We start from the raw sequence: 26,071 nt of genomic DNA, 5'->3' as shown, positions 1-26,071 counted from the left end.
ATGGCTCCCTATATTTTCAGCGAGGGGTGCAGCTTGCCGATCGACCAGATCTTCATGGAGCGGCTGGCGAACACCGAGACGGTGAACGCGCCGATTCCGAACGCGAGAAGGGCGAGAACGTCAACCAGAATGGCACTCGTCCACCCCTCGGCGATGAGCCGCCGCACACCGTCGACCGCGTAGGTCATCGGCAGGGCCGGGCTGATCCACTGGAAGAATCCCGGCGAGGTCTGCACCGGATAGGTGCCTCCGGCCGACGCGAGCTGCAGAATGAGCAGCAGCAGGGCCACGAGGCGTCCGCGGCCGCCGAGCAGTGCGATCAGGCTGTGGTGAATGGCGGTGAAGACGAGTGCCACGATCACCGTGAAAGCGGCGAGGGCCGCAAAATTGGCCGCCTCGAGCCCCACCAGAAAGTGCAGCACCGCGAGCAGCAGTCCGGCCTGCAACAGTCCGAACAGCAGCCCGGGAGCGAGGCCGGTCAGGGCCACGCGCACCGGTCGGGCAGTGGATGCGACGGCCTGCGGTGACAGCGGACGAAACAGAAAGTACATGCCGATTCCGCCGACCCAGAGCGCGAGCGGAATGAAGTACGCGGCGAGGCCTTCCCCGTAGAACCCGACGGGGTTCTCCCGTACGTGTTCAGCGGCGACGGGCGCGGAGGTGACCGCCGCGAGAGCGCTCGCCTGGTCGGCGGTGTAGCTCGGTATCTGGTCGACGCCAACCTCGAGCGAGGCGCTCAGTGTGTCGGCGCCGGCCTCGAGCTGCCCGAGCCCGGCGGCGAGGGTGCCCGCACCGGTGCTGGCCGTGGTGGCGCCGGCAGCCAGGCTGCTCGCGCCGGCGGCCGTGCTGTCGGCCCCGGCCTGGAGCGTGGCGGCGCCGGCCTGAAGCGACGCAGCACCCGCCGAGACGGAGTGGGCTCCGGTCGAGACGCTCGCAGCTCCGGCAGCCAGGGTACCGGCGCCGTCGGCGAGGGTGCCGATGCCGGTGACGAGCGGCGTTGCAGTCTGGTCGAGCGCGGCCGCCCCGGCTGCCACGGTGGCGGCGCCGTCGGCGAGGGCCGTGATCGATCCCCCACCGGCGGCGAGAGCAGCGTTCAGCTGCGTCACGGTCCAGTCCGGGTGCGCCGTGGTGAGGGCGGCGATCGTGGCTAGGTTCTCGGCGACGGTGTCGGTTCCCGCCTTGAGCTGGGCGGTCGCCGTCGGCAGCGTTGTCGCGCTCGTGTCCAGGGTGGCCGCTCCCGTGGCGAGGTGTGACGCACCACTGGCGACCTGCGCGGCGGCGCTCGCCACCGACGCCGAACCGGTGGCCAGGGAGCTCGCGCCGGTGGCGAGGGTATGGCTGCCGGCATCCACCTGGGACACCCCGCTGGCGAGGTCGGCGGCGCCGCTGGCAAGGGTACCGAGTCCGATGACGAGTTGCTCCGACCCGTCGCTCGCGCTCGTGGCGCCGTCGCGGAGGGTGACGGCGCCGTCAGCGGCCAGCGCGAGGTTGTCGTGCAGGCTGGTGAAGCCCACATAGACGTGGTCGAGGTAGGTCTCAGAGATGGAACTCGACAGCTCGGACCGGATGGCGGCGGTGACCGTTTGGGTGACCTGGCCGACGATGAAGTTTGAGGCGTCGTCGGTGTACACGTGCAGTCGGGCCTGTTCTGGCGCGAAAGCGGATGCTGCGGTGCCGGCCGTGACCGCGCCCGGCTTGGTAGCGGTTGACGCGAGGGTGCTCGAGAAGTCGGCGGGAACGACGAGCACGGCGAAGTTGGTGGTGTCGGCGAGCGAGCGGCGCGCATCCGCTTCGTCGGTGGCGCTGCTCCAGGTGAATCCGGCGCTGTCGCTGCCCACGAGCGAGTCGACGAGGTCGGCGCCGGCAGTGATGGTCTGCTCGGTGCCGTCGGCGCCGGTGATGCTCGCGGCCAGGTCGTCATTGACGATGACGGCGTGGAGTCTGCCGACATTGCCGCTCGTATTCCAGTTCGCCGAGAGGTAGACGCCGCCGTAGATGGCGGGAACGGCGGCGATCATGACGAGCGCCACAATGGCCAGGAGGGATGATCGAAACCTCGACAGCTCGATGCCCGGCAGTGAAAACAGGCGCGGGGTGAACAGGCGCGGTGCGAACAGGCGCGGTGTGAACAGGCGGGGTGCGAACAGGCGCGGTGTGAACAGGCGGGGTGCGAACGGGCGGGCCACGATTCAGACCTTCCGGGTGAGAGTGGTCAGGGTTGGTTCAGCGCAGTCGAGGTCGAGCAGGCAGACCGGGCGCGTCGGCGCCGGCTGCACATCGTCGTCGACGCGGTCGAGGATCTCCAGTAGCTCCCTGGGATCCTGTCCGCTCGCCGCGATCGTGAGGTCGTGCCAGCCGGCCGTGCGCAGGGTGAGCAGTGCAGCCCAGGCGCGGGTGCGGTCATTTGTGTCTCGCAGGGTGTCGACGTCGTCGACGATCAGCAGGCGGGGCCGGCCGATGAGAGCCACGACTACGCCGAGCACGGCGCGATCGAGCGGTTGCAGGTTGAGGATGCGGTCGGTGCCGGTCAGTCGTGGCAGGCCGGCTGCACTTCGGTCGAGAATGTCACCGGCGCGCGCGTCGACCTGACGCAGCAGCGCATTCACCCGAATGAGGCGGAGTGCCACGGTTTTTCGGCTGACCAGCGGTTTGTACCAGGGCTGGCGCAGCACGAGGGCGGCGGCGATCTGGCGTTCGACCGTGAGGTCGTCGTCGAGCCGGTTTACGATCGGTGTTTCAGCGAGGGCCGACAGGTGCCGCACCTGCCCGCCGCCACCGCGAAGCGGATGCCCGAACACGGTCGCCGTTCCGGCGAACCCGCGCAGGCGGCCGGCCAGAGCGAGCAGGAGGGCGGTCTTGCCCGAGGCGAACCGACCGGAGACCACGAAGAGAGCGCCGACCGGAACGTCGAGGGTGACGGCGTCGATCACGGTCCGGCGGCGATTCCTGATGCTGAAATCGCGCGTTCGGATGGCGAAGTCGCCAGGTTCGAGGTCGAGGGTCATGCGGGTTTCCATCCAGCGTCGGGTTGTGCGGGGCGCGAGGCCGCCTTAGTATTTCAGTACCGAGAGTATCCAATACCCAAAGTATTCAGTTGTCAATTGCAATTCGGAGAAAACTCATGGTCGAGACGGCCGCACCACCCGCCAGCGCTCCCCTGCCACGCAAGCGGCCGCTGCGCACCGACGTGCGGGCCGACATTCTGCGAGCGGCCACCGAGCAATTTTTCGAATCGGGCTACCTCGGCACCAAACTCGACGACGTTGCGACGCGCGCCGGATATACCAAGGGAGCGGTCTACTCCAATTTCGGGTCGAAACAAGCCCTGTTCGGATCGATCCTGAACGAACGGCTGGCCACCCTGCTCGGCGGGCGGTTCGCGACCATTCTCGGCGACGAAGTTCAACTCGACGACGCGGCCCTCGCCCGCATCGCCCGTCGTCTGGCCGAGACGCTGGTCGACGACGGCCCCTGGCACCTGCTGCTCATGGAACTGGCTGTGCACGCCGCGCGTGATCCCCAGGCCGCTGACCTCTATCGCCAGAGCCGGCAGAGCGTGCGGCTCGCTCTCGGCGCGGTCATCCTGGAACGCGCCGACCGATTCGGCATCGACCCGGCCGCCCACCGAGTGGATGTGCTCGCTCCCCTGATCATGTCGGCGACCAACATCATGGCACTCGAAGGAATTCTCGACCCGCACTACTTCACGAGCGAGGTGCAGGCCCGCATGATCGAGGCGCTGCTCGTTGGTACCCTGCGGTAGTCCCTCCCGCAGCATTCACCTCCGTCGCAGCGCGGGAGTCGACGGTGCTCGTGGCTGAAGGCCGTGACGCCGACCCCGGCGGTCCCGGCTGCTGTGAGCCCCGCGAACATGACCGCCGCGGCCTGGCCACTGACCAGGCCGCGGGCCACCTCGTTACGGAAGCAGGCGGTCCCCCGCCATCCTGGGCAACCGGTCCGCGGCGGCACGGGCGATCGCGGATTCGGCTTCGTTGGCGACAGCGTCGAAGTCGACGCCATCGATCGAATCAGCAACGGATGCCCCGGCTGCCGCTCGCGCCGCGGCAGCAGCCGTCGCGGTCGATGATGACACTGATGTGGGTGTAACCGCAGAAACCGTTGACCCGGCGTCCGCGATCGATGCCGGCGCCGAAACCGCAGCATCCGTCACGGTCGAACGCGGCGCGGCACCAGCAGCCGGCGAAGCGGATGCGCCGGCGCGGGCCGGCCCCGAGCTTCGCAGCGCGGCCCCGGCGGTGCCGCCGAGCAGCCCGCCGAGCAGGTCCTTGATGCCGATGCCCATGGTGGAACCGAGTACGGCATCGACCTCGCTGAAGCCCGACGCGACGTTCTTGGAGAGTTGGCTGGCGCCATCCGTTGAAATGACGGTGAGCTGGTCGATGTTACCCATGGGAGCGGCCAGTTCGTGGGCGATCTGCGGCAGCATCTCGACCAGGCGCAACTGAATGAGCGCCTCGGACTGCTGCGCGACGGCCTCGGCAGAGAGGCGTGTGGCCGTGGCTTCGGCGGTACCGCGGGCGAGGATGGCGTCGGCTTCGGCCTGCCCCTCGGCGCGGGTGGCCTCAGAGTTGGCGACACGGCTGTCGCGATCAGCGGTGGCCTTGGCAACGGATGCCTCGGCGGCGGCGATCGCGGTCACCCGGATGCGATAGGCATCCGCGTCGGCGATGGCGTTGACCTCGGACTCGAGCTCGGCCTTGCGCAGGCTCGCGCGACGCTGGGCGGTGAGTTCCTGCTCCTGCACGATGGCCTGCTGCGCCTTCGCCTCGGCCAGCGGCTTTGAGGCCGCAGCCTCGGCGGAGGCCTTGTCGGTGTCGAGCTGCAGCGCGGCCCTGCGCAGGGCGAGCGTGTTCTGCGCTTCTGCGATGGCCTGCTCGGCGGTGATCAGGGCTTCCTGCGACTCGCGGTTGGCGACGTGCTCGGCTACCTCGGCCTGACGACGCACCTTGGCCTGCTCGGCACGACCGATGTCGCGGATGTAGTCGTTCTCGTCGGTGATGCCCTTGATTTCGAACGAGTCGACGTCGAGGCCCTGATTGGCGAGCGATTCGCGCGCGGTGGCGAGCACCGAACTGCCGAGCTCGTCACGCTTCTGGATGACGGTCATGACGTCGGTCGCGCCGATCGAGGAACGCAGCGAACCGCTCAGCACCTCTTGCGCGAAGCCGTCGATGTTTTTGTCCTGCCCGAGAAAGCGCTGGGCCGCAGCCCGAATCGCGGCGGGGTCGTCGCCGACCTTGACGATAGCGACGGCCTCGACAGAAAGCGTGATGCCGTTGCGGTCCTGTGCGACAGCGGTGATCTCGATCGCCCGGCTGCGCAGGCTGATCTTGAACGCCTTCTGAAAGAACGGGGTGATGAACACGCCCTGGCCGTGCACGACCCGCTGCCCGGATTCCTCGAGCGTCGCACCGTCAACGATGGTCTTACGGCTCTTCTTACCGGTGATGATGAGGGCTTCGTCGGGCCCGGCATTCTTGTAGATCGTCTTGGCGTAGATCAGGCCGATGAGCAGAACAACGACGATTGTGAAAATGATCCCGGGGATCGGGCTGAACAGAAAATCGAGCATGGGTTCCTTCCGAGGCGCGAGGCGCGTACATCGTGTCGGCGATCCGGTCGGGTTCCCGTGGCGCCGAGCTGTCTGCCCAGTCTCGCAGGCCACGGCGCCGGATGCGAAAGATGTCGACAATCAGAGCGTCGCCCGTGTGCCCATCCTCTCGGCCATGTGACCGGCTACCCGTCGATGAAGTCGGCGGCAGCGCGCAGAAACGCGGCGGCGGCGAGGGCGCGCGCTGCGGCATCCGCTTCGCGCGAACCGGCGAGAGCGCCGCTGCCCGCGCCAGCCGGGGCCACCGGGCCGCCGCTTCCAACACCACTGGCCGCACCCGAGGCACCACCACCAGAGGCACCGCCCCCACTGGCGGCCGCCGCATCGAGCAGAGCCGTGATCGCGTCGGGGATTCCTGCCGCGGCAACCACGCCAGCCATCTCGGCCGCAGCACCAGCACCACCCAGCGGCGCCAGAAAGACGCGTGACTTCGCCGCCCGCGGGCCGTTAAAGTCGGGGTTCTGCCGCGGCTGGCTCGAGAAGGCCTCCCGCACCTTCGCCAGGAACTCCCCGTTGGTCAGCCGGTTCGCGCTCGGCACCACGAGCAAGCTCGCCGCCACGGTGAAGTCGCCGTGCCCGCCGGTCTCGTAAGCGACCTCGGTGGGCTTGCAGGCGCTGAACAGAACCTCCCGCGCCAATGCACGTTTGCCGGCCCTGGCCGGCGTGCCGCGTTTGGCCCGATAATTCTTGCTCGTCTGCTCATCAGGAATAATGAACCGCGCCCGACGCCCATGGGGAGCGGATGCCGCACTCAGGTCGGCAACCTCGGCCGGTTGCAGCTGCAGCCGGCGCTGGCCGTCGCCGGAGTGGCAAGAATCGAAGAAGGCCGTGAGACTGACACCGTCGGGCAGCTGGTCGAAGATCTCGCCCAGGTCGTCGTCGATGATCAGGTTCCCCTCGCGAAAGTCGACCGGGCAGAGCGCTTCGTCGTACTTCTTCTCCGCATTGCCGGCCTCGGCTTCGTCGCCGTCGAGGTCGTCGACATAGGTGCCATGGCCGGCGTACTGAAAGACCAGCACATCACCCACGACGCTGCTCGCGACCAGATCGAGCAGCCCGAGCAGAATGTTCTGCCGGGTCGCCTCCGCGTCGAGCAGGGTGCGCACCGCAAAGCCGGCGGCGGCAAGCTGCGCGGCCCAGGCCTCGGCATCCGCTACGCAGCCGTAGAGAGCATCGCCGCCCGGGTAGGCGTTGATGCCCACGCAGAGGGCGTGGTGGGTGCCGGCCGGCCGGGGCGCGGTCGGGCCTGGAGCCGGCCACAGTTGATCGCCGAGGTCGCGGGTGATCGGGAACGATTGGATGCGCGAGCTGCCGGTGACCCGGCGGGCGACGCTGTCCATCGTGGGAATATCGTTGTCGAAACCGCCGTGGCTGGTCGACGTGCTGCGGCTGGCCAACGGGCCCGTCGTCGTCTTCGACCAGACGATATCTGCGGCACCACCGACACCGGGCGACCCGCTCGCGCCCGACAGACCGAACAGTTTCGTGAGCACCGGGTTGGCCCGCAGGCACTCCTCGAGGCCGAGTATGGGCGAAAATTCCTCGGGTTCGAACGAAGCCCGCACGAGGTAGAGCAGGGATTTTCCGTAAGCGCCCAGGCAAGTATCGTCGCGCTCGAGCTTTTCGGTCATGGTGAACAGGGCGAGCGATTCCACCCCGTGGCCAACGAGAGGCATGAGCTGTTTTTCGAAGACGTCGGTGCGCACGGCCGGCGCGAGCAGGCTGAGTGTCTCGACGGCCGGCACCCCCGCTCTCAAGGCGGCCGGAAGAAAGAAGGAGTGGAAGATCGACCCGGCGCTGTGCCCGACCGCGTGCACACTGATCGTGCCGGGGTGGGCTATGCAGTACGCGCCCAGCGCCTCGGCCACGTAGCGGGCGCCGCCGTCTCCGGCCGACGCCGCCTCGGCCGAACGCTTCATCTGCCCCCAGATGGCCTGGCCCTGGCCGAATCGGGCGGCCAATTCGAGCACTCGGTCTTTCGCTTCGTCGAGCCAGCCGCGGCGGCCCTGGGCCCAATCACCGACGGCGCTCGTGATAGCACCGGCGAGGCTGGTCTCCCAGACAAAGTGAATCGGGTACACGCCGTTGGACTTCCACCAGTCCACCTGGGTAGCGGCGATGCGCAGCCCGGCTTGCTCGTCGACGAGCCCGCCGTGGGCGTAGAAGACCACGGGAACGACACCGCCCTGCTCGGCCGCGAAGGCCGGGAGGTGGGTGGCGAAAATGGCGTCGACATCTTTCTTCGTTGTTGCGAACGCCCCGCTCGATGAGAATTTGCCGCCGATGAGATTGACCACGTGCGGCCGGAGCTGCTCGAGCTCGCTTTTCGGTAACGATGGTTGCCGTTTCGTGGCCAGCTGGTGAGTGGAACTGGTCGACTGGGCGGGGCTCGATTCGTTCATAGCGTCGTTCCTTTCACGGTCGAACACGGGTGCCGCCGCACAGATCACCGCGATGACGATACCGGCGCGACGATACTGACGGCACGGTGATTATGGCCCGGAAGCGTTACTGCGGCGTTACTGCACGCCCGCTGCACCGCGTCGCCTTGACAGACCGGGTGTTCGGTTGCATATTGCAGGCACTAACGGATGCTGCGGGGCCACTATGACCAATGGTGCGGAGACAAATGGTGCGGAGCCGAATTGTTCTGAGCTGCCTGCCGCGGAGCCGCCGGGTACCGACCCCGGATCGGGCATTCCGGCGCACAGCGGCCAGCAGGTGGGCCTGACCGTGCTCGCCGAGGGGCCCTTCACCCGGGGCCCCGACGGTCCGCTCACGACAACCCTGCGGGTCCCGGTCGAACGCATCGGTCCGGGTCCGCGCAGTGCCCGGTTCGACGTGATCGTGCGCCGCCCCGGCGAGAAACCCTTCACCCTCGAACTGGGCTCCCCCACCCCGCCCTGGATGGTCGTCGACGAAAGACCTCCCGACAGTCTCGCGGCGCTGTTACAGGACAGCCGCTTTCTGGCGCAGCAGGTGTACGCGGTGGCGGCATCCACTTTGGCGTTGTTCGAGTCGACGCTGGGGCGGCGCATGGGCTGGGTCGGCGGCGGCCGGCTCACCATCAGCGCTTACGATCGGGTCTCTTACCGGGAGTCTGGCTACTATCGCGATGACGGCCTGATTCGCTTCGGGCACAAGCGCGACGGCCGCGCGCAGAAAGCCGTGCCGCTCGCCCTGTTTCGGGACCTCGTGGCGCACGAAGTCACCCACGCCATCGTCGACGGCTACCGGCCGAAGTGGGCCGATTCTCATGCAGAAACCGACCAGCTCGCCCTGCACGAAGCCATCGCCGATCTCGTGGCACTGCTGTCGGTGTTCTCCACGCAGACCCTGGTCGAACAATTGCTGACCCAGAACGGCGAGGCCAGCCTCGACCTCGACACCCTCGACGAAAATCTGCTGCGCAGCGACCTGTTCCGCTTGGGTGACGGGATGTTCACCCGTGGCTCGGCCCGGCCGTCACTGGCCGAGGACCCGCACCCGAACTGGCGCACGCTCAGTGACCCGCACCTGCGCGGCGGGGCAATCGTGCAGGTGCTCCTGCGCGTGGTCGCCCGGCTGTGGATCACGCGTCTCGACGCGCCCGGTGGCCGCTCGAGCCTGTTCCAGGTGGCCCGAGCCGGGGCATCCGTCGGACGGCAGGTGTTGAGCATGCTCATTCGCAGCCTCGGTTACATGCCGCCGGTGGATGTGACCTGGGAAGACCTGCTGCGCGGCATCCTCGCCGCCGACCGGACGGTCGTGCCCGATGACGACCTCGACTACCGCGGCGTCGTAGTGACGGCCTTCGCCGAGGCCGGAATCGTGCTGCCAACACCCACCGACCTTTACGGCGTGTCGACCTTCACCGGTCTGCGGTATCCGGTGCGACTCGCCGCCCTGGGTTCGGATCCGGAGGAAATCGTGCGATTCCTCTGGGAGAACCCCACCCTGCTCGCGGCGGCGAAAATCGATCCGACCCGGCCGATCGTGGTCGAACGGGTGCGCCCCACCCTGCGGGTCGGCCCCGACGGGTTCGTGGTCTCGGAGATCGGCTCCACCTTCACGCAGGGGTTTCAGTTGAGCACCGCCGAAGCGCGCCGCTTCGGTCTGACCACCCGGGCACCGGTGTTCATTCGCGGCGGCGGGCAGCTGCGCTTCGACGAGGGCGGGCGCCTCAGCTTCGCCGCCCTCAAACCGATTCTCGACCCGGAACGTCAGCAGGCCAAGCTCGACGCCGCAATCCAGGCGCCTCACCCGGTGGATGCCGCACCCCCGGCTGCCCCGCCCGTCGCCCCGCGTGCTGCCCCACCCCCCGTACCTGTGCTGCCGGGCGCGACCCGACGGATTGCCGCTGCGCCGCCCGAAGTATCAGCGCATCGGCGGCCCACATTTCACCCCTGACCGGTTCACCCGGTGACTAGAAGGCGGTGCCCCACGCGGTCGCTTTTCCGGGAGCGGATGCCTCCAGTTGCGCCCGCTGGGCGAACTTGCGCCCGCGTAACTTCACATTGACCTGCTTGATGACCGCGGCGCGACTCGGAGCGACGCCGGGCTGCAGAGCATCGAGCAGGAAATGCGTGAACGCCCCGCTATACCGGCCGTCGAAGTTCGCATCGGCCGCGGTCTGGTCGGCCCGGCAGGCGGCGAACAGAACCGGCTTGGCCGCCGCCTTCGAGGTGCGCACCAGGTCGCGCAGCGTTCGGGTATCCGCGCCTTCGGCTTCGGCTCCGTCGCGGCCGAGTGGCGTCGGGGGTGGAACGAACCGGGGGCGGCGGTCGTCCAGCGTCGGCACCAGATCCATGGCACGCAGCCCGCTGCCACTGTGGCAGGTGTCGAGGATCACATCGAGCAGCACTCCCTTCGGCAACCGGGTGAACAGCTGGTGCAACTCGTCGTCGAGGATCAGGGAACTCGCGTCCCAGGCGGCACCGTTCTGCCGCAGGTCGTAGGTGGCAAAAGCTTCGTCGACCTGGTCGGCCTCATCGCCGCTCGTGTCGGGCACCTGGGTGCCGTGACTCGACATGGTGAACACGATGTGGTCGAGGTGTTCCCCCGGCAGGTTCGCCCGGTCGAGGGCCTCGGTCAGCGCGCCCAAAACGGCGTCCTTGGTCGCGGCCTGGTCGGTGAGCACGGTGATGCTCGAGTCGGCGAAAGCGAAATCCCTGCTCAGCAGGGCGCTCACGTCGGCGGCGTCGTTGACGCCGCCGTTCAGCCAGCTGCTCATCGGCAGGTTCTCGAACCGGTTGATGCCCACGCAGAGGGCGAAGTGACTCATGGCCGTCCAATCTCGAAAGCCCGTGCCCGGTGAGGCTAGCCCCGTCGGCGTTACCGGTGAGTTACTGGAGGGCGGCGCGGTGACGCGCGCCCACGCATCCGTTGTGGGGGTGACGGCATTGACAATCCCGCCCGGGCTGGCCATTCTGGGCGGTAGCACCCGCCTCTTCGGTGCGGGGCAGCTGTGTATTCTTCGCGGATCGAGCACCATGGGATTTTCGGCGACACCGGGTTGGGATCTTCGCGTGCTGGGCTACTGGCAGTTGCGCTTCAACGGCGTGCCGGTTGAGGTCGGTGCCCGCCAGCAGCGGCTGCTCGCCGCCCTCGCCCTGCTGCACGCCCAGCCGCGGCACGTGCTCGCCGCCCTGCTCTGGCCGGACAGCCCGGAGCATCAATCTGCGGGCAACTTGCGGGCGAGCGTCTTTCGCATCTCCCATGAGCTGCCCGGGTTGCTCAGCGCCACCGATCCCCTGCAGATGGACACTGTGGTGCGCGTCGATCTGCGCGAGGTGCGCGCGTTGATCACCGAGATCACCCTGAACGCCACACGATCGGTATCACCGGATTCCATCGATCTGCTGCAGGAAGCGAACCTGCTGCCGGGCTGGTACGAGGAATGGGTGATCAATCAGCAGGATCACCTGCTGAATCAACGCTTGGACGCCCTGGAGACCGTGGCTCGCTCCTACCTCGCGGCCGGCAGCTTCGGTCGAGCCCTGAGCGCGGCGCGTGCCGCCGCGGTCGTCGATCCGCTGCGGGAGAGCGCGCAGCATCTTCTGGTGCGCTGCCACCTCGCCGAAGACAACTATGCGTCGGCGGTGCTGGTCTACCGCAGCTATCGCACCCACCTGCGCCGTGAGCTCGGCATTGCGCCGTCTGCCCGTTTTGCGCAGTTGCTCGGGCTGGAGACCGCCACGAGTGATTCCCGCCTGCTGGTGCGGTCGCTGAAAAACTAGAGCGCCAGGCGTACAGGAGGTTCCCACCCGACCCTCACTTATGATCGACCGGTGACTGAAACAGCCTTCCCCCGCCCGTTCCGCCCCCAGTCCCGCTGGGTACGCAGCGTCGGCCTGATGATTTTCTTCAGCCGCTGGCTGCAGGCGCCCCTCTATATTGGCCTAATCATCGCGCAGATCATCTATGTGATCGTATTCATGGTCGAGCTCATCAACCTCGGTGGCGACGTCTGGACCTCTCTGACCGTGCCCGGCGACGACGGTGGCATCCACGTTGAAGAAGCCGCGATCATGCTCTCGGTGCTTGGCCTGATCGACGTCGTGATGATCGCGAACCTGCTGATCATGGTCATCATCGGCGGCTACGAAACGTTTGTGTCCCGCATCCGTTTGGAGGGCCACCCCGACCAGCCGGAATGGCTCTCGCACGTCAATGCCAACGTGCTCAAGGTCAAGCTGGCCATGGCCATCGTCGGAATCTCATCGATCCACCTGCTGAAGACCTTTATCGAGGTCGGCGACCTGGCCGCGCGCGGCACGCCGGTCAGCTCGGACCCGACCGAGACCATCACCGGCAATGTCTACACCTGGGACGGCGTACTGTGGCAGGTCATCATCCACATGGTGTTCATTCTCTCGGCGATCGCCCTGGCGTGGATCGACCGCATGTCGCAGTCCGGTCACGCGGCACCGCCGGCGACCGTGCCGGCACCGGCCATCGCCCCGCAGCCGGTCGCAGCGCTCGCCGCCGGGCCCATCCGTCGCGAACTCGCACCCGCCGCATCCACCGGCATAGCTCTGCACCTCACTCAGCTGGGCCAGCTGCGCGATGCCGGCGTGGTGACGGATGCCGAATTCCTCGCCAAGAAGACGGAGTTGCTCGCCCGCTACTAGCAAGTCAGATCGTTTTCCTGTCGTCCAAGTACGTAACGCCGGTAAATTTTGCGACACGCCGTGATCCGAGCACGGAAAGCCCGGCGTGTCGCATTTCTACCGGCGTAACGCACCGGGCGAGCCGCACACTCGTGCTGACTAGAAGGTCGTCAGGCCGCGCACACGAAACTGGGCCCGCACCCGCTCGAGCAGTGCGGCATCCGGCGGTTGCACTCCGTGTAGCGGATACGAAATGGCCAGGCGGTTCCATTTATCCTCGCCCATCTGGTGAAACGGAAGCACCTCGACCCGGGTGACGTTGGGCCAGCGAGCCACAATCTCGGCGACCGCGTCGACGTTGTCGACGGCGTCGGTGAGCCCCGGAACCAGCACGAACCGTGCCCACACGTTGGTGCCGCGGGCGCAGAGCCGGTCGCCGAACGCGATCGTCGGTGCCAGTTCGCGACCGGTCACCGCTCGGTAGGTGTCGGGCAGGCCCGACTTCACGTCGAGCAGCACCAAATCGGTATTTTCTAGCAGCTCGTCCGACGCACTCGCGCCGAGATACCCCGAGGTGTCGAGCGTCGTGTGCACGCCCAGCGCACGGCATTCGGCGAACACGCGGGCCACGAATGCGGGTTGCATAAGCGGCTCCCCGCCGGAGAGCGTGACGCCGCCGCCGGTCGCCGTGAACACACCCCGATACCGGCGGATGCGCGTCAGCACCTCGTCAATCGGCGTGAGCGCACCGTCCCGCATCTTCCAGGTGTCGGGGTTGTGACAGTACTGGCAGCGCAGCAGGCAGCCGGACAGAAAATAGGTCAGCCGGGTGCCAGGACCGTCGACCGCTGTCACCAGTTCCCACGAGTGCACGCTCGCCACCGTGCCCGTGCGATGTCCCTCAACCTGCTCGTGGTGAAATTCAGGTCGGCCCAGCTGTACCGCGACCACGGTGTCAGACGCTCGTGTGGAAGGTGCGGCTGATCACGTCGAGCTGCTGCTCCCGGGTGAGGCGCACGAAATTCACGGCGTAGCCCGACACCCGGATGGTGAGCTGCGGGTAGTTCTCCGGGTGCTCCATCGCGTCTTCGAGGGTTTCCCGATTGAGCACGTTGATGTTGAGGTGGTAGCCGCTCGAGAGCGTGTAGGCGTCGATCAGGCCGACCAGGTTGGTCACCTGCTCGTCGGGGGTGTGGCCGAGCCCGGCCGGCACCACGGTGTTGGTCAGCGAGATACCGTCTTGCGCTTCGGAGTAAGGCAGTTTCGCCACGCTGAGCGCCGAGGCCAGCATGCCGTGCGTGTCACGGCCGTTCATCGGGTTGGCGCCGGGTGCGAAGGGCGCGCCGGCCCGACGTCCGTCGGGGGTGTTGCCGGTCTTCTTGCCGTAGACCACATTGGAGGTGATCGTGAGCACCGACTGGGTGTGCACGGCGTTCCGGTAGGTCGGGTGCTTGCGGATCATGGCCATGAAGGTTTCGACAATGGTGACCGCGATCGCATCGACCCGGTCGTCGTCGTTGCCGAACGCCGGGTAGTCGCCGTCGATTACGTAGTCGACGACGAGGCCGGTATCGTCGCGCACCGGCCGCACGGTGGAGTACTTGATGGCGGCGAGGGAGTCGGCGGCGACGCTGAGGCCGGCGATGCCGCAGGCCATCGTGCGCAGGATGGTGCCGTCGTGCAGCGCCATTTCGAGGCGTTCATAGGCGTACTTGTCGTGCATGTAGTGGATGCAGTTGAGCGCGTCGACGTAGGTTTCGGCGAGCCATTCAAGGCTCGCGAGGTAAGCCGTCCACACGGTGTCATAGTCGAGCACGTCGCCCACAAGCGGGGCGGTGACCGGCGCGATCTGCTCGCCGGTCAGTTCGTCGCGGCCGCCATTGATGGCGTAGAGCAGCGCCTTGACGACGTTGACCCTGGCTCCGAAGAACTGCATCTGCTTGCCGACACCCATCGGTGAGACGCAGCAGGCGATGGCGGCATCGTCGCCCCAGGCCTCACGGATGAGGTCGTCGGACTCGTACTGGATGGCCGAGGTGTCGATGGAGACCTGCGCGCAAAAACGCTTGAAACCCTCTGGCAGTTGGTCGCTCCAGAGCACCGTGAGGTTCGGCTCCGGCGCCGGACCCAGGTTATACAGGGTCTGCAGATACCGGAATGCGGTTTTGACGACGAGGGTGCGTCCGTCCAGGCCGATGCCGCCGAGCGATTCGGTGACCCAGGTGGGGTCGCCCGAGAACAGCTGGTCGTACTCGGGGGTGCGCAGAAACCGTACGATGCGCAGTTTGATCACGAGATCGTCGATGAGTTCCTGGGCCTGGCTTTCGGTGAGGATTCCCGCCGCCAGATCACGCTCCAGGTAGGCGTCGAGAAACGCGCTGGTGCGGCCGAACGACATGGCGGCACCGTTTTGCTCCTTGACCGCGCCGAGGTAGGCGAAGTACAGCCACTGCACCGCTTCGGTCGCGGTTCTCGCCGGCCGCGTGATGTCGAAACCGTAGGACGCCGCCATCTGCACGAGTTCCATGAGCGCGCGAACTTGTTCGGCGTTCTCTTCGCGGGAACGAATGACGTCGTCAAAGCTGAATGACTCATCGAGCCGGGCACGTTCGAGCTTTTTGGCCGCGATCAGCGCGGTCACGCCGTAGAGCGCGACGCGGCGGTAGTCGCCGATGATGCGGCCGCGACCGTAGGCATCCGGCAGCCCGGTGATGAGGTGGCTGTGCCTGGCCCGCTTAACGGCCGGCGGATACACGTCGAAGACACCGTCGTTGTGGGTCTTGCGATACTTCGTGAAGATGGTTTCGAGCTCCGGCGACACCGGGTAGCCGTAGGTTTCCAGGCTGGTCGCGACCATGCGCCAGCCGCCGAAGGGCATGATGGCGCGCTTGAGCGGAGCATCCGTTTGCAGACCCACGATGATCTCATTGGCACGGTCGATGTAGCCGGGCGCGTGCGCGGTGATCGATGCCGGGGTGGTCGGGTCGACGTCGTAGACGCCGAGTGCCCGTTCCCGGGGGAACATGGCCGACAGGCGGGCCCAGAGGCCGAGGGTGCGCTCGGTCGCCCCGGTCAGAAAGCTCGCGTCACCGGTGTACGGCGTGTAGTTGCGTTGGATGAAATCGCGCACGTCAACGCCGTGCTGCCACGGCCCGGCGGTGAAGCCGGCCCAGCCTGTGTCGTCGGTGGTCGTGGCACGCGGGGAGTCGAGGAGGGTCATTCTCCCACGCTAACGACCGGGCCGGCTGCTGTCTCGGGCCGTAAGTCCCCTCTTTGCGCGCTACGGCAAGCGGATGCCGCTAGCGCTTCAGCCCCGGAAACTGGTCGTCGCGCCACTCGTCAGGCAGCCGCGTTCCGGCGGCGGCCGCATCGTCCTCGCGCTCGCGCAGCTCGACCCGGCGAATCTTGCCCGAGATGGTCTTGGGCAGGTCGAAGAACTCCACCCGCCGCACCCGCATGTAGGCGGGCAGCCCGGTGCGCGCGTGCCGCAACACGGCCTCAGCGGTCTCAGCGGTCGGCTCCCAGCCCGGGGCGAGGTGGATGTAGGCCTTGGGAATGTTCAGCCGGGTGACGTCGGGCGCGGGAACGACAGCGGCCTCGGCGACCGCGGGGTGTTCGAGCAACACGCTCTCCACTTCGAACGGTGACACCTTGTAGTCGCTCGACTTGAACACGTCGTCGGTGCGACCGATGAAGGTGAGGTAGCCGTCGGCATCCACCGTGGCGACATCGCCGGTGTGAAAGAAGCCGCCGCGAATGGCGTGAGCGGTCAGGTCGGGTTCGCCGTGGTAGCCGCTCATGAGGTTGACCGGGCTCTGGGACAGGTCGAGGCAGATCTCGCCCTCGTCGGCGGGTAACTCCGTGATGGGGTCGAGCAGCTGGATCGAGACGCCGGGCAGGGGCAGGCCCATCGAGCCGGCCTTCAACCGCGATCCGGGGCCGTTTCCGACGATCGCCGTGGTTTCGGTCTGGCCGAATCCGTCGCGGATGGTCAGTTTCCAACCGTTGTCGATCTGGCGGATGACCTCGGGGTTGAGTGGTTCGCCGGCGGAGAGCAACTCGCGCAGGCTGTCGGGGCGGGCGCCGACATCCGCTTGGATGAGCATGCGCCAGACCGTGGGCGGTGCGCAGAACGTGTTGACCTTGGCGCGGTGCAGTTGCGCGATGAGGGCGTTGGGATCGAACTTGGAATAGTTGTAGACAAAGACGGTGGCCTCGGCGATCCACGGAGCGAAGAAGCAGCTCCAGGCGTGCTTGCCCCAGCCGGGCGAGCTGATGGCCAGGTGCACGTCGCCGGGGCGCAGGCCCAGCCAGTACATGGTCGACAAATGGCCGACCGGGTAGGAGGTCTGCGAGTGCAGCACCATCTTCGGCTTGCTCGTTGTGCCGGAGGTGAAGTAGATCAGCGACGGGTCAGCAGATGCGACGACCGTCGTGATCGGCTCCGGTGTCACTCGGTAGGCGTCGGCGAAGTTTGCCCAGCCGGGGCGCGGCTCGCCGACGCCGATGCGGGTGTAGTCGCCGGGAACGTCGTCGAATTTGGCCGCGTCGGCCGAGTTGGCGATCACGTGCCTCACGCCACCGCGACGCACCCGGTCAGTCAGGTCGTGCGAGGCGAGCACTGCGCTCGTGGGCATAATGACAGCGCCGACCTTCATGATTGCGAGCATCGCCTCCCAGATCTCTCGCTGGTTGCCGAGCATGAGCATGACGTGGTCGCCGCGCCCGACGCCCTGCCGGCTGAGCCAGGTGGCGACCCGGTCAGAGCGGTGGGCCATCTCGTCGAACGTGAACTTCTGCTCACTGCCGTCTTCTTCGACGATCCACAAGGCGATTTTGTCGTTGCCGCGCGCAAGCACGTCGAACCAGTCGGTGGCCCAGTTGAAGTGCTCCCCCACGTCGGGCCAGAGAAACTCCTGCGCGGCGCGGGCGTGATCGTCGCGCAGGGCCAGCAGCTGGTCGCGTGCTGCACGATAATTCAGCGTGCTCGTGTTGGTCTTGCTCGTGTTGGTCGTGTTCGTGCTCACCTGGTGAGTCATACGCCGTTGTCTCCTCGAACGAGTCGCCCAGTGCGACGACAGTCCATTCTGTCAGGACCCGCGGGCGGTCGTCGCCGGGCCGATAGTCTGCGAAGGATGACACCTGCAACTCATCGTGTGCGCCACCACCGCCCGCACTCCACTGTTCGACGGAACCCTGGTACCCGCCGACTGCTGCGTGGTCACGGTCGGTTCGCATGAAGCGGATGCCCGAGAGCTCGACTCGGCGCTCCCCGCCCGCTCCCAGCTCGTGGTCGAAGACGCTGCAACGGCCCGGCGTGAGGCCGGCGACGTGATCTTGGCGCTCGCCGAGGGAGCGATCGAACCGGGCAACCTCGTGCCGCTGCGCGACCTGGCCAGGGGCACGGTCGCCGCTGAGACGGCCCGTCCGCGCGTCTTCAAGAGCACCGGCATGTCGTGGGAAGACCTCGTGATTGCGACGACCGTACACCGGGCAGCGCCGGCAGGGTAACGTGCGGCCTATCGTTGGGGAGTGACCTATTCCATTCGTTCCCTCGTTGCGGCCGATCTGCCGCTCCTGCTCGCCCTCAATAATGCTGCGGTTCCCGCGGTCAACGAACTGGATGCCCCCGCGCTGGCGGTACTCGTCGACCACAGCCAGCTCGCGGTTGCCGTCGTCGACGACGACGCGGCCGACGTCGCACTCGGCTTTGCCGTTCTGTTCGTGGCCGGAGCCGACTATGCGAGCGAGAATTACCGCTGGTTCTCGGCCCGGTCGAAGGATTTTCTCTACGTCGACCGCATCGTTGTGGCCGACGGGTATCGCGGGCAGGGCCTCGGCCAGCTCCTGTACGACGCCATCTTCGGCGCTGCCCGCCGCATGAAGCTCGCCGAGGTGCTCTGCGAGGTCAACCTGCAGCCGCGAAACCCGGGCTCACTCGCCTTTCACGACCGGCTCGGGTTCACCGAGGTCGGCCAGCAGTCGACCAAGGGCGACACCGTCGTGGTGAGTCTGCTGGCGGCATCCGTTTAGCGTCTCGCCCGCTCGTCCGTCGTTATGGGGACAGACGCACTGCTCTGTATACACAAACTGGCGAGAAGTTCAAGGGGGTGCGGTGTTGTGTGCTTGCCCCTTAGGGTCATCCTGACGTGAGTTATCGCTTGCGCAGACTCAAGCCAAGGGACCCCCATCGATGCGAATTACCTGCCCCTTCTGCAAATCACAAGCCGACTTGAATCCGAACCCCGCGCAGGCCCTGCGCATCACTCTTCCCCTCTACGTTCTCAAGTGCACCGGTTGCGAGCGCACCAGCATTCGTGTCGAACCCGTGCGCCTTCCCCGAGTGGCTCGCCCGGCGCTCGCGACGGTCTGATTTCCCCGCCGCGCACCCCGGGGTGAACGGGCCGCGACGCGTTCTCGGGTCGCGACGCGTGGGCATCCGCTGTTTGGCGAGTACAGGCGTATGGGAGCTCTCAGGCGATCGAAACGGATGCCGGTTCGCTCGGCGAGTTCGTCAATCGCGCCAGGGCGTCGTCTTCGTGTTCGCCCAACCGGAGCTCGGCGAGGGGCCCGTTACCGTCGAGAATGGCCTCGGCGATACCGCGGTGCTCGGCGATCCATTCCTCGGTGCCCCGGTACGACGCCTGCAGCACGGTCAGGCACATGCGGGTCTCTGTCATGAGGGTGCTGTGGATGCGCGCCAGGCTGCGACTGCCGCTCAGCGCCACGAGGTCTTCGTGAAAGGCCAGGTCGGCGTCGCTCATGGCGGCGCGATCGCCGGCGTTTGACGCGTTTTCCATCTTCGCAACCTTGGCCAGCAGATCGTTACCGGCGGCGACGTGGTCGGCGCGTACGAGCAGTTTGCAGGCGGCCGATTCAATGGCGGTGCGCAACACGTACATATCGCGAATCTCGGCGTCCGTCATCTCGATCACAAACAAGCCACGGTTGCGAATGCTGACCAGCAGGCCCTCCTGGGTCAGCCGCTGCATGGCTTCGCGCAGCGGGCCCCGGCTGACTCCGAGTTCCCGGGCCAGCTCGGCCTCGCCCAATTGCGATCCGGGGGCAACCTCGCCGTGGGCGATTGCGTAGCGCAGCTTGCGGGCGATGATCGACGGGGTGGATTCTTGGACGACGGGTTCCAATGAATATCCCTGGGGCATACCTTTCACAGTTCTTTCTCGAGTCAGTACCTAAACACGCGGGTGAAAATTCCATCGACAGTGTGACCCGATTCCAGCCATCTGTCAATTGTTTACAATTCTATCGCTGGCCTTTCGCACTATCGCTTGATTGGCGTAATCCTACTTGGGGGCTCGACGATCAGGTGCCGCTTTACCGTCTGGCCCTCAGTTCAGCTTTTCTCCATCCAACCGAGGGAGACCCGCGCTATCGCACGGCGCACGGGTGGGGAGGCTACGCTGGCGGCATGATCGATGGAGACCGCGCCCATAATGCACGCCGCCCCGCCAATCCCGACCTCGCCCCCGCACACCGCGGTATCCCTCTGCCCGACTACGTCAACGCCTGGGTGTCAACCCAGCGGTGGTTCGGCAACAAGGGACACGTACCCGCCCTGCGCAGCATCGGCTACTTCTCCCTGGCCTCGTCCGAAGCCGGCGTGACCATTCGCGTCGACCTCGTGCTGGACACCGCCAGTCTCGGCCTGACGCTGTACCAACTGCCGACCACGGAACGCGCCTCGGAGCTGCCCGGTGCTGCCGATGCCCTGATCACGGTGCGGAGGCCCGGCTCCGACCACGCGCGTTTCATCTACGACGCCCCCTACGATCCGGCCTTCGCGGCTGCGGTGCTCACCTTTATGGAAGGGCAGGGCGTGTCCACGTCGACCCGCCCACGGCAGACCGACCGCTGGTCCGCCAGCGCGCGTGGCGAGGATCTGAGACCGGGGACACAAATCCCGTCGGCGGCGCTCGTCGTCTCGAGTCGCGTGCTCAGCGGCGAACAATCCAATACGTCCATCATCGTGCAGCGTGCCGATGCGGCCGGGGCACCGACGCCGCCGATCATCTGCAAGATTTTTCGCATCATCCATGCCGGGGAGAATCCCGATGTGACGGTGCAGGCCGCGCTCGCCCGCGCCGCATCGCGTCGGATACCGCTGCCATTCGGTGCCATAGCCGGCCAGTGGGACGACCCCGCCGAACCCGGCAACCGTGCTGTCGGCCATCTGGCCTTCGCCCAAGAGTTTCTGCCGGACGCACCGGATGCCTGGCGGACTGCCCTGGTCGCTGCGGCCTCCGGGAGCGACTTCACCGGCCCCGCTTTTCGACTGGGGCAAGCCACCGCGGAAGTTCACCACGATCTGGCCGGCACACTGCCCACCCTCGAGGCGACTCCCGCGGTGATCGCCGAGGAGATGGCGCAGATGCGGCTGCGCTCTAGTCAGGCTCTGCAGGAAGTACCCGCTCTGGCCGGGCATCGCGATGTTATCGAGGCGGTTTTCGCCCGGGCGGAGACCGCGGCCTGGCCGAGGCTTCAGCGCATTCACGGTGACTTCCACCTCGGCCAGGTTCTCGACGTGCGGGGCCGCGGCTGGGTGCTGCTCGACTTCGAGGGGGAACCGTTGCGCACCCTGCGGGAGCGCACCCGACCCGACCTTACCCTGCGGGATGTCGCCGGCATGCTGCGGTCCTTCTCCTATGTGGCGGGGGCGATGACGGCAACAAGCGCCGCGACAGTGCAGTCCGCCGGTGCCGGTGCCGGTGCCGGTGCCGGTGCCGAGAAGATTGGCAAAACCTTCACGACCGCGCTCACGATTTTTCAGTGGGCAAGGGCCTGCCGCGGTGCCTTCCTCAACGGATATGCCGAACAATCCGGGATCGACCTGGCCGAGCAGAGCGACCTCCTCGACGCCTTCGAGCTCGACAAAGCGCTCTACGAAGCGGTCTACGAGATACGCAATCGCCCGAATTGGCTGCCGATCCCGCTCGCCGCAATCGAACGGCTGGTCGGCCGCGGTGAGTTGGGCTGAGCTGATCTGACGGATCTATTCGGCGGCGGCCGAGGCTCGCAGATCGGCGATGATGATCTTGGTCTGGCCCATCATCGTTGCCATTACCCGACCGGCCCGCGCCGGATCGGGGTCGTTGAGGAGCTGGCCGAGCGTGGTGGGCACCACCTGCCACGACAAACCGAATTGGTCTTTCAACCAGCCGCATTGCCCCGGCTGCCCGCCGTTGCTGGTGAGCTGGTCCCACAATTGGTCGACCTCCTTCTGCGTGTTGACCTGCACGAAGAACGAGATGGCCTCGGTGAACGGAAACTGCGGTCCGGCGTTGAGCCCTTGAATCTCCAGCCCGTCGAGCACGAATGACACCGACATGGCGCTGCCGGCCGGCGCCGGCCCGCCCTCGGGGTAGCGCGCCACATTGAGCATGCGCGAATTGGGAAAGATCGAGACGTAGAACTCGGCGGCCTGCTCGGCCTGGCCGTTGAACCAGAGAAAGGGGCTGATACTCGTCATTGGCTACTCCTTCGGGGCCTGGGCGACCACCCCAGGGGTGGACGATTTCAGCCATGATACCCAGAGCGATCGGCACTGGTATTGCTCCATAGAACCCGACCACGAATAACGCTCCGATAACGCCCGTCGGCGTAGCCTGACCGCCAGTGGGCGAAGTGCCAGTCCTGGTGCCGCCCAGTTGCGGCACCGCCCAATCGGCCAGTGCCAGGGGAACAGAACATACAAGGAGCAGTTCCATGGCAGATAACAGTTTTGGCCCCGGAGGCGACCAGAAATTCGTCAGCGAGGGTGAGTTTCAGGCGGGCGAGGCGGCCTCCGGCATCATCGCCGGCGTCACCTTCGGGCCCACCGAGGTGGTCTACTACAAGGTCAACAACCTGGCCGTGTTCGAAGGCGACATCGTGCTGGGAACCGTTGCCGAGTTGGAGCAGACCAAAGACGCAGCAAACCGGGACGATGCCCGAGCACGGGGCGTCATCATCACCGGCGCTCGCTTTCGATGGCCGAACGCCCAGGTTCCATTTCAGATCGATTCCGCCCTGCCCAACCAGCAGCGCGTGCGGGACGCGATCACACACTGGGAGGCGCGCACGCCCATCCGCTTTCCGGAACGCACCCCGGCCAATGCGGCGCAGTTTCCCAACTTTGTCGAGTTCAGTGATGCCGGCGGATGCTGGTCGATGCTGGGCATGCAGGGGAACGGCATGCAGACCATCAGTCTGGGTACCGGTTGCAGCACCGGCAACGCCATCCATGAGATCGGCCACGCCGTCGGTCTCTGGCATGAGCAGAGCCGCGAGGACCGCAATACCTTCGTGACCATTAACGTGGCCAACATCGAAACCGGTATGGAGAGTCAGTTCGACCAGCACATCGTGGACGGCGATGACGTCGGCGGCTATGACTACGGCTCGATCATGCACTACCCCCGCACCGCGTTTTCGAAGAACGGGCTCGAGACGATCACTCCGGTGCAGGCCGGTGCCCAGATCGGCCAGCGCACCGCGCTGTCGGCCGGTGACATCGCCGCGGTCAACTTCATGTATCCGCAGACGGCCAGAGCAAGCTCCAGCCCCGTTGTGTCGTGGGGCCCGAACCGGCTCGACGCCTTCGTTCTCGGCACCAACCGCGCCGTGTTCCACAAATGGTTCAGCGGAGCCTGGGGACCGTCGGTCACCGGGTACGAGAACATGGGCGGAATCGCCGAGTGCGCTCCGCAGGCCGTGGCGTGGGGTCCGAATCGGCTGGACCTGTTCGTCACCGGAACCGACAGCGCGCTGTACCACAAGTGGTGGAACGGCAGCGCCTGGGGCCCGCCGGTGAACGACTTCGAACGGCTCGGCGGCATCGTCGTCGGCGAACCCGAGGCCGTCTCCTGGGGGCCGAACCGGCTGGACCTGTTTGTGATCGGCACTGACAGTGCGCTGTACCACAAGTGGTTCGACGGCAATGCCTGGGGCCCGTCGGTGCTCGGGTACGAGAACATGGGCGGCATCGCTACCTCGCAGCCGCGCGTGGTGTCGTGGTCGTCCGGCCGGCTCGATGTGTTCCTGACCGGAACCAACAGTGCGCTGTTCCACAAGTGGTTCAACGGCGCCGCCTGGGGTCCGTCGCTCACGGGCTACGAAAGCCTCGGCGGCGTGATCACCTCGTTTGACGAGGCCGAGGTACGCGCAGCCACTGCCAGCTCAGACTCGCAGCACCGGGATACGAACTGAAGCACGGCCCTGGCCTGGCAGCACCGAGTGGGACTGAGTCGAGACGAAGTCCCCCTCGGTGATGTCGGGCCGTTCAAACTCCAACTCATGCGTGGCTCGGGAAGGCTCTCGGGCCTCGGGGTGCGCCATCGGCTCGCGCGAATCTGGCTCGCGGCGCACGTTCTCGGTGTCGGCGGTGTGTGCCGTGACGCCCGATCGCACATGCACGCGTACATTCAATCGACGCGGCGCAGCGATCAGGCTGGTCGGTACGGCCACGTGGAAGGGCACTCCGGTGTCGGGCCGCGCGGCACACGCCGAGTCGACGGGTGCCGACGCGGGAATCTCAAAACGGGACCGGCCGACGATGGTGCTCGGGGCATCCGCTTTCGACACGTCTTCGACCAGGACCGTGACCGTGAACGGTGTCGGTGGCCGCTGGCCGGGTGCGAAGTCGATCATGCCGCGCACGGTCGTGGTGGAAAGCGAATCGATCATGCCGCACAGGATACTCCGGCGTTCCGCGCTGCCCCCTGCCCTACACGGCGGCGGGACCGCGCTCCCCCGTGCGCACCCGCACGACGTCGGACACGTCGGTGGCCCAGACCTTACCGTCGCCGATCTTGCCGGTGCAGGCCGCGTCGACGATGGTCTGAATCGTGGAGTCGAGGTCTTCGTCGGTGACGATCACGTCGATGCGCACCTTGGGCCGAAAGGAGACGGTGTACTCGGCGCCGCGGTAGATCTCGGAGTGGCCCTTTTGCGAGCCGTACCCGCTCACCTCGGTGACGGTAAGGCCGTTCACGTGTACGCCGATGAGGGCATCGTGCACGGCGTCCAGGCGGTGCGGCTGAATGATCGCGGTGATGAGTTTCATGGTGAGTCCTTTGGTGGCGGGTGCGGAGGGGGTGTTAGACGCGGCCGGAATCATAGGCTGTCTCGGCGTGGTAGCTCACGTCGAGGCCCACATATTCTTCTTCTTCGGACACGCGCAGCCCGATGGTCTTGTTCAGGGTCCAGGCGATGGCGTAGGTCATGGTGAAGGAATAGACGCAGGTCACCGTGATGGCCACCAGCTCACGCCAGACGATATCCCAGCTGCCCCCGAAGAGGATGCCGGTAATGCCGGCCGGTGCGTCGCTCGCGGCGAACAGCACGACACAGATCACACCGACCACTCCGCCGACGCCGTGCACCGCGAACGCGTCGAGGGTGTCGTCGATACCCAGTTTGGTCTTCCATTTTAGGGTCAGGCAAACGACGGCACCGCTGAACAGGCCCACGAGCAGCGCCCCGACCGGGTTGACGGCGTCGGCTGACGGGGTGATGCCCACGAGTCCCGCGATGGCGCCGGAGGCCATGCCGAGGGTGGTCGCACGTCCGGTGCGAATCTTCTCGACGAGCGCGAACCCGATCATGCCGGCCGAACCGGCCAGCAGCGAGGTGAGCACGACGTACTGGGCGAGAAAGTTCGCGCCGGCGGCGGATCCGCCGTTGAAGCCGTACCAACCGAACCAGAGAATACCGGCGCCGAGTACGACGAGCGGCAGGTTGTGCGGGCGGTGGCCGCCCTTGCTCTTGCCGAGCACGAGCGCGAGCGCGAGCGCGAGCGCGGCGACGCCGGCGTTCATGTGCACGGCGGTGCCGCCGGCGAAGTCGTGCAGTTCGATGACGTTGCGCAGCCAGCCGCCGACATAGCCGCTCTCCTCGTCGGTGAAGGTGAAGACCTGGTGGGCGAGGGGAAAATAGACCAGGGTGAGCCAGAGTCCGGAGAACAAAATCCAGGCGCCGAATTTCATGCGTCCGGCCGCGCCGCTGGCCACGATGGCGATGGTGATTGCGGCGAACAGTATGAAGAATGCCGCCCAATACAGGCCCTCGGCACCATTGCTGCCGGCATCCGCTACGAAACTCTGCAGCCCGAAGAATTCCAGCGGATCCCCGATGATGCCGAGGCCGCCGAGGGAGTTTCCGGAGACCATGCTGTAGCCGTAGAGCACGTAGAGCACGCTCGTGACGGCGAGGGAGCTCATGACCATCATGATCATGTTGAGCACGTTCTTGCTGCCGAGCATGCCTCCGTAAAACATGGCGAGACCGGGAAACATGAGCGAGACGAGGGCGAAGGCGGCGAGAAGCCAGGCGAGGTCTGCGGCGGGCATAG

Annotated in this window: 22 protein-coding genes; 9 read left to right on the top strand and 13 right to left on the bottom strand. The window is 66.6% G+C overall.

The window, feature by feature from the left end:
- Positions 1-8: 8 nt before the first annotated feature.
- Positions 9-2,186 carry a YhgE/Pip domain-containing protein gene (locus tag BMW72_RS14715; protein WP_092111855.1) on the bottom strand — a complete coding sequence of 726 codons (2,178 nt, stop codon included), beginning with the start codon at positions 2,184-2,186 and terminating at the stop codon, positions 9-11.
- Between the two features lie 3 nt (positions 2,187-2,189).
- Positions 2,190-3,005: a P-loop NTPase family protein gene (locus BMW72_RS14710; RefSeq protein ID WP_092111852.1), complete on the bottom strand. Its 816-nt coding sequence runs from the start codon at positions 3,003-3,005 to the stop codon at positions 2,190-2,192.
- Positions 3,006-3,094: 89 nt separating this feature from the next.
- Between BMW72_RS14710 and BMW72_RS14705 the strand changes: the two genes are divergently transcribed.
- A complete protein-coding gene (locus tag BMW72_RS14705; RefSeq protein ID WP_134450333.1) occupies positions 3,095-3,763 on the top strand; it encodes a TetR/AcrR family transcriptional regulator in 669 nt (222 codons plus the stop codon).
- Positions 3,764-3,916: 153 nt separating this feature from the next.
- On the opposite strand, the gene BMW72_RS14700 is transcribed toward BMW72_RS14705, so the two are convergent.
- A complete protein-coding gene (locus BMW72_RS14700; protein WP_092111849.1) occupies positions 3,917-5,593 on the bottom strand; it encodes a flotillin family protein in 1,677 nt (558 codons plus the stop codon).
- A gap of 164 nt (positions 5,594-5,757) precedes the next feature.
- Positions 5,758-8,034, bottom strand: coding sequence for a caspase family protein (locus BMW72_RS14695; protein WP_092111847.1), 2,277 nt, complete (start codon positions 8,032-8,034; stop codon positions 5,758-5,760).
- Between the two features lie 205 nt (positions 8,035-8,239).
- Here BMW72_RS14695 and BMW72_RS14690 point away from each other — a divergent pair, with 205 nt between their 5' ends.
- Positions 8,240-10,021 (top strand): gluzincin family metallopeptidase, encoded by a 1,782-nt coding sequence (locus BMW72_RS14690; RefSeq protein WP_092111845.1) that lies wholly within the window; start codon positions 8,240-8,242, stop codon positions 10,019-10,021.
- 16 nt (positions 10,022-10,037) lie between these two features.
- On the opposite strand, the gene BMW72_RS14685 is transcribed toward BMW72_RS14690, so the two are convergent.
- A complete protein-coding gene (locus BMW72_RS14685) occupies positions 10,038-10,895 on the bottom strand; it encodes a caspase family protein (RefSeq protein WP_092111843.1) in 858 nt (285 codons plus the stop codon).
- Positions 10,896-10,917: 22 nt separating this feature from the next.
- On the opposite strand from BMW72_RS14685, the gene BMW72_RS14680 reads away from it, so the two are divergent.
- Both BMW72_RS14680 and BMW72_RS14675 read left to right on the top strand, forming a co-directional pair.
- A complete protein-coding gene (locus BMW72_RS14680) occupies positions 10,918-11,850 on the top strand; it encodes an AfsR/SARP family transcriptional regulator (protein WP_167361068.1) in 933 nt (310 codons plus the stop codon).
- 51 nt (positions 11,851-11,901) lie between these two features.
- A complete protein-coding gene (locus BMW72_RS14675) occupies positions 11,902-12,744 on the top strand; it encodes a TIGR00645 family protein (protein WP_134450332.1) in 843 nt (280 codons plus the stop codon).
- A 138-nt stretch (positions 12,745-12,882) separates the two neighbouring features.
- On the opposite strand, the gene pflA is transcribed toward BMW72_RS14675, so the two are convergent.
- From pflA to BMW72_RS14660, 3 genes are all read right to left on the bottom strand, one after another.
- Complete coding sequence (gene pflA, locus BMW72_RS14670; protein ID WP_092111837.1) at positions 12,883-13,674, bottom strand: pyruvate formate-lyase-activating protein; 792 nt, start codon at positions 13,672-13,674, stop codon at positions 12,883-12,885.
- Positions 13,675-13,678: 4 nt separating this feature from the next.
- Complete coding sequence (pflB, locus tag BMW72_RS14665; protein ID WP_092111835.1) at positions 13,679-15,943, bottom strand: formate C-acetyltransferase; 2,265 nt, start codon at positions 15,941-15,943, stop codon at positions 13,679-13,681.
- Between the two features lie 79 nt (positions 15,944-16,022).
- Positions 16,023-17,762, bottom strand: coding sequence for an AMP-binding protein (locus tag BMW72_RS14660; RefSeq protein ID WP_092111833.1), 1,740 nt, complete (start codon positions 17,760-17,762; stop codon positions 16,023-16,025).
- 115 nt (positions 17,763-17,877) lie between these two features.
- Between BMW72_RS14660 and BMW72_RS14655 the strand changes: the two genes are divergently transcribed.
- The 3 genes from BMW72_RS14655 (at position 17,878) to BMW72_RS18830 (ending at position 19,096) form a co-directional block, all read left to right on the top strand.
- A complete protein-coding gene (locus BMW72_RS14655) occupies positions 17,878-18,234 on the top strand; it encodes a hypothetical protein (protein WP_241983834.1) in 357 nt (118 codons plus the stop codon).
- 21 nt (positions 18,235-18,255) lie between these two features.
- The gene (locus tag BMW72_RS14650; RefSeq protein ID WP_092111829.1) at positions 18,256-18,756 is read left to right on the top strand and encodes a GNAT family N-acetyltransferase; all 501 of its coding nucleotides are present in this window, start codon (positions 18,256-18,258) and stop codon (positions 18,754-18,756) included.
- 199 nt (positions 18,757-18,955) lie between these two features.
- Positions 18,956-19,096, top strand: a complete 141-nt coding sequence (locus BMW72_RS18830; RefSeq protein WP_167361067.1) for a hypothetical protein — start codon at positions 18,956-18,958, stop codon at positions 19,094-19,096.
- Between the two features lie 100 nt (positions 19,097-19,196).
- Here the strand turns inward: BMW72_RS18830 and BMW72_RS14645 are convergent, their stop codons facing one another.
- Positions 19,197-19,868, bottom strand: coding sequence for a GntR family transcriptional regulator (locus BMW72_RS14645; RefSeq protein ID WP_241983833.1), 672 nt, complete (start codon positions 19,866-19,868; stop codon positions 19,197-19,199).
- Between the two features lie 284 nt (positions 19,869-20,152).
- Here BMW72_RS14645 and BMW72_RS14640 point away from each other — a divergent pair, with 284 nt between their 5' ends.
- Positions 20,153-21,718 carry a maltokinase N-terminal cap-like domain-containing protein gene (locus tag BMW72_RS14640; RefSeq protein ID WP_092111825.1) on the top strand — a complete coding sequence of 522 codons (1,566 nt, stop codon included), beginning with the start codon at positions 20,153-20,155 and terminating at the stop codon, positions 21,716-21,718.
- A gap of 15 nt (positions 21,719-21,733) precedes the next feature.
- Here the strand turns inward: BMW72_RS14640 and BMW72_RS14635 are convergent, their stop codons facing one another.
- Positions 21,734-22,210, bottom strand: coding sequence for a VOC family protein (locus BMW72_RS14635; protein ID WP_092111823.1), 477 nt, complete (start codon positions 22,208-22,210; stop codon positions 21,734-21,736).
- A gap of 236 nt (positions 22,211-22,446) precedes the next feature.
- On the opposite strand from BMW72_RS14635, the gene legP reads away from it, so the two are divergent.
- Positions 22,447-23,928, top strand: a complete 1,482-nt coding sequence (gene legP / locus BMW72_RS14630) for a Dot/Icm T4SS effector Zinc-dependent metalloprotease LegP (protein WP_092111821.1) — start codon at positions 22,447-22,449, stop codon at positions 23,926-23,928.
- On the opposite strand, the gene BMW72_RS14625 is transcribed toward legP, so the two are convergent.
- Genes BMW72_RS14625 through BMW72_RS14615 form a run of 3 tightly spaced genes read right to left on the bottom strand, consistent with a single transcriptional unit; the run spans position 23,899 to position 26,069 of the window.
- Positions 23,899-24,405: a YbaY family lipoprotein gene (locus tag BMW72_RS14625; RefSeq protein ID WP_092111819.1), complete on the bottom strand. Its 507-nt coding sequence runs from the start codon at positions 24,403-24,405 to the stop codon at positions 23,899-23,901. The two genes, legP and BMW72_RS14625, sit on opposite strands and share 30 nt — an antisense overlap.
- Before the next feature lie 40 nt (positions 24,406-24,445).
- Positions 24,446-24,784, bottom strand: a complete 339-nt coding sequence (locus BMW72_RS14620) for a P-II family nitrogen regulator (protein ID WP_092111883.1) — start codon at positions 24,782-24,784, stop codon at positions 24,446-24,448.
- 34 nt (positions 24,785-24,818) lie between these two features.
- Positions 24,819-26,069, bottom strand: coding sequence for an ammonium transporter (locus tag BMW72_RS14615; RefSeq protein ID WP_092111817.1), 1,251 nt, complete (start codon positions 26,067-26,069; stop codon positions 24,819-24,821).
- Between the last annotated feature and the right edge of the window lie 2 nt (positions 26,070-26,071).

This window comes from Cryobacterium luteum, from assembly GCF_900110125.1.
GTDB lineage: Bacteria > Actinomycetota > Actinomycetes > Actinomycetales > Microbacteriaceae > Cryobacterium > Cryobacterium luteum.
This window is presented reverse-complemented; position numbering and strand designations above follow the sequence as displayed.

Coding starts and splice junctions, on each gene's coding strand:
- BMW72_RS14640 (WP_092111825.1), top strand. CDS start 20,153: ATGATCGATGGAGACCGCGCCCATAATGCACGCCGCCCCGCCAATCCC.
- BMW72_RS14685 (WP_092111843.1), bottom strand. CDS start 10,895: ATGAGTCACTTCGCCCTCTGCGTGGGCATCAACCGGTTCGAGAACCTG.
- BMW72_RS14615 (WP_092111817.1), bottom strand. CDS start 26,069: ATGCCCGCCGCAGACCTCGCCTGGCTTCTCGCCGCCTTCGCCCTCGTC.
- BMW72_RS14710 (WP_092111852.1), bottom strand. CDS start 3,005: ATGACCCTCGACCTCGAACCTGGCGACTTCGCCATCCGAACGCGCGAT.
- BMW72_RS14700 (WP_092111849.1), bottom strand. CDS start 5,593: ATGCTCGATTTTCTGTTCAGCCCGATCCCCGGGATCATTTTCACAATC.
- BMW72_RS14625 (WP_092111819.1), bottom strand. CDS start 24,405: ATGATCGATTCGCTTTCCACCACGACCGTGCGCGGCATGATCGACTTC.
- BMW72_RS14690 (WP_092111845.1), top strand. CDS start 8,240: ATGACCAATGGTGCGGAGACAAATGGTGCGGAGCCGAATTGTTCTGAG.
- pflB (WP_092111835.1), bottom strand. CDS start 15,943: ATGACCCTCCTCGACTCCCCGCGTGCCACGACCACCGACGACACAGGC.
- BMW72_RS14695 (WP_092111847.1), bottom strand. CDS start 8,034: ATGAACGAATCGAGCCCCGCCCAGTCGACCAGTTCCACTCACCAGCTG.
- BMW72_RS14620 (WP_092111883.1), bottom strand. CDS start 24,784: ATGAAACTCATCACCGCGATCATTCAGCCGCACCGCCTGGACGCCGTG.
- BMW72_RS14660 (WP_092111833.1), bottom strand. CDS start 17,762: ATGACTCACCAGGTGAGCACGAACACGACCAACACGAGCAAGACCAAC.
- BMW72_RS14635 (WP_092111823.1), bottom strand. CDS start 22,210: ATGACGAGTATCAGCCCCTTTCTCTGGTTCAACGGCCAGGCCGAGCAG.
- legP (WP_092111821.1), top strand. CDS start 22,447: ATGGCAGATAACAGTTTTGGCCCCGGAGGCGACCAGAAATTCGTCAGC.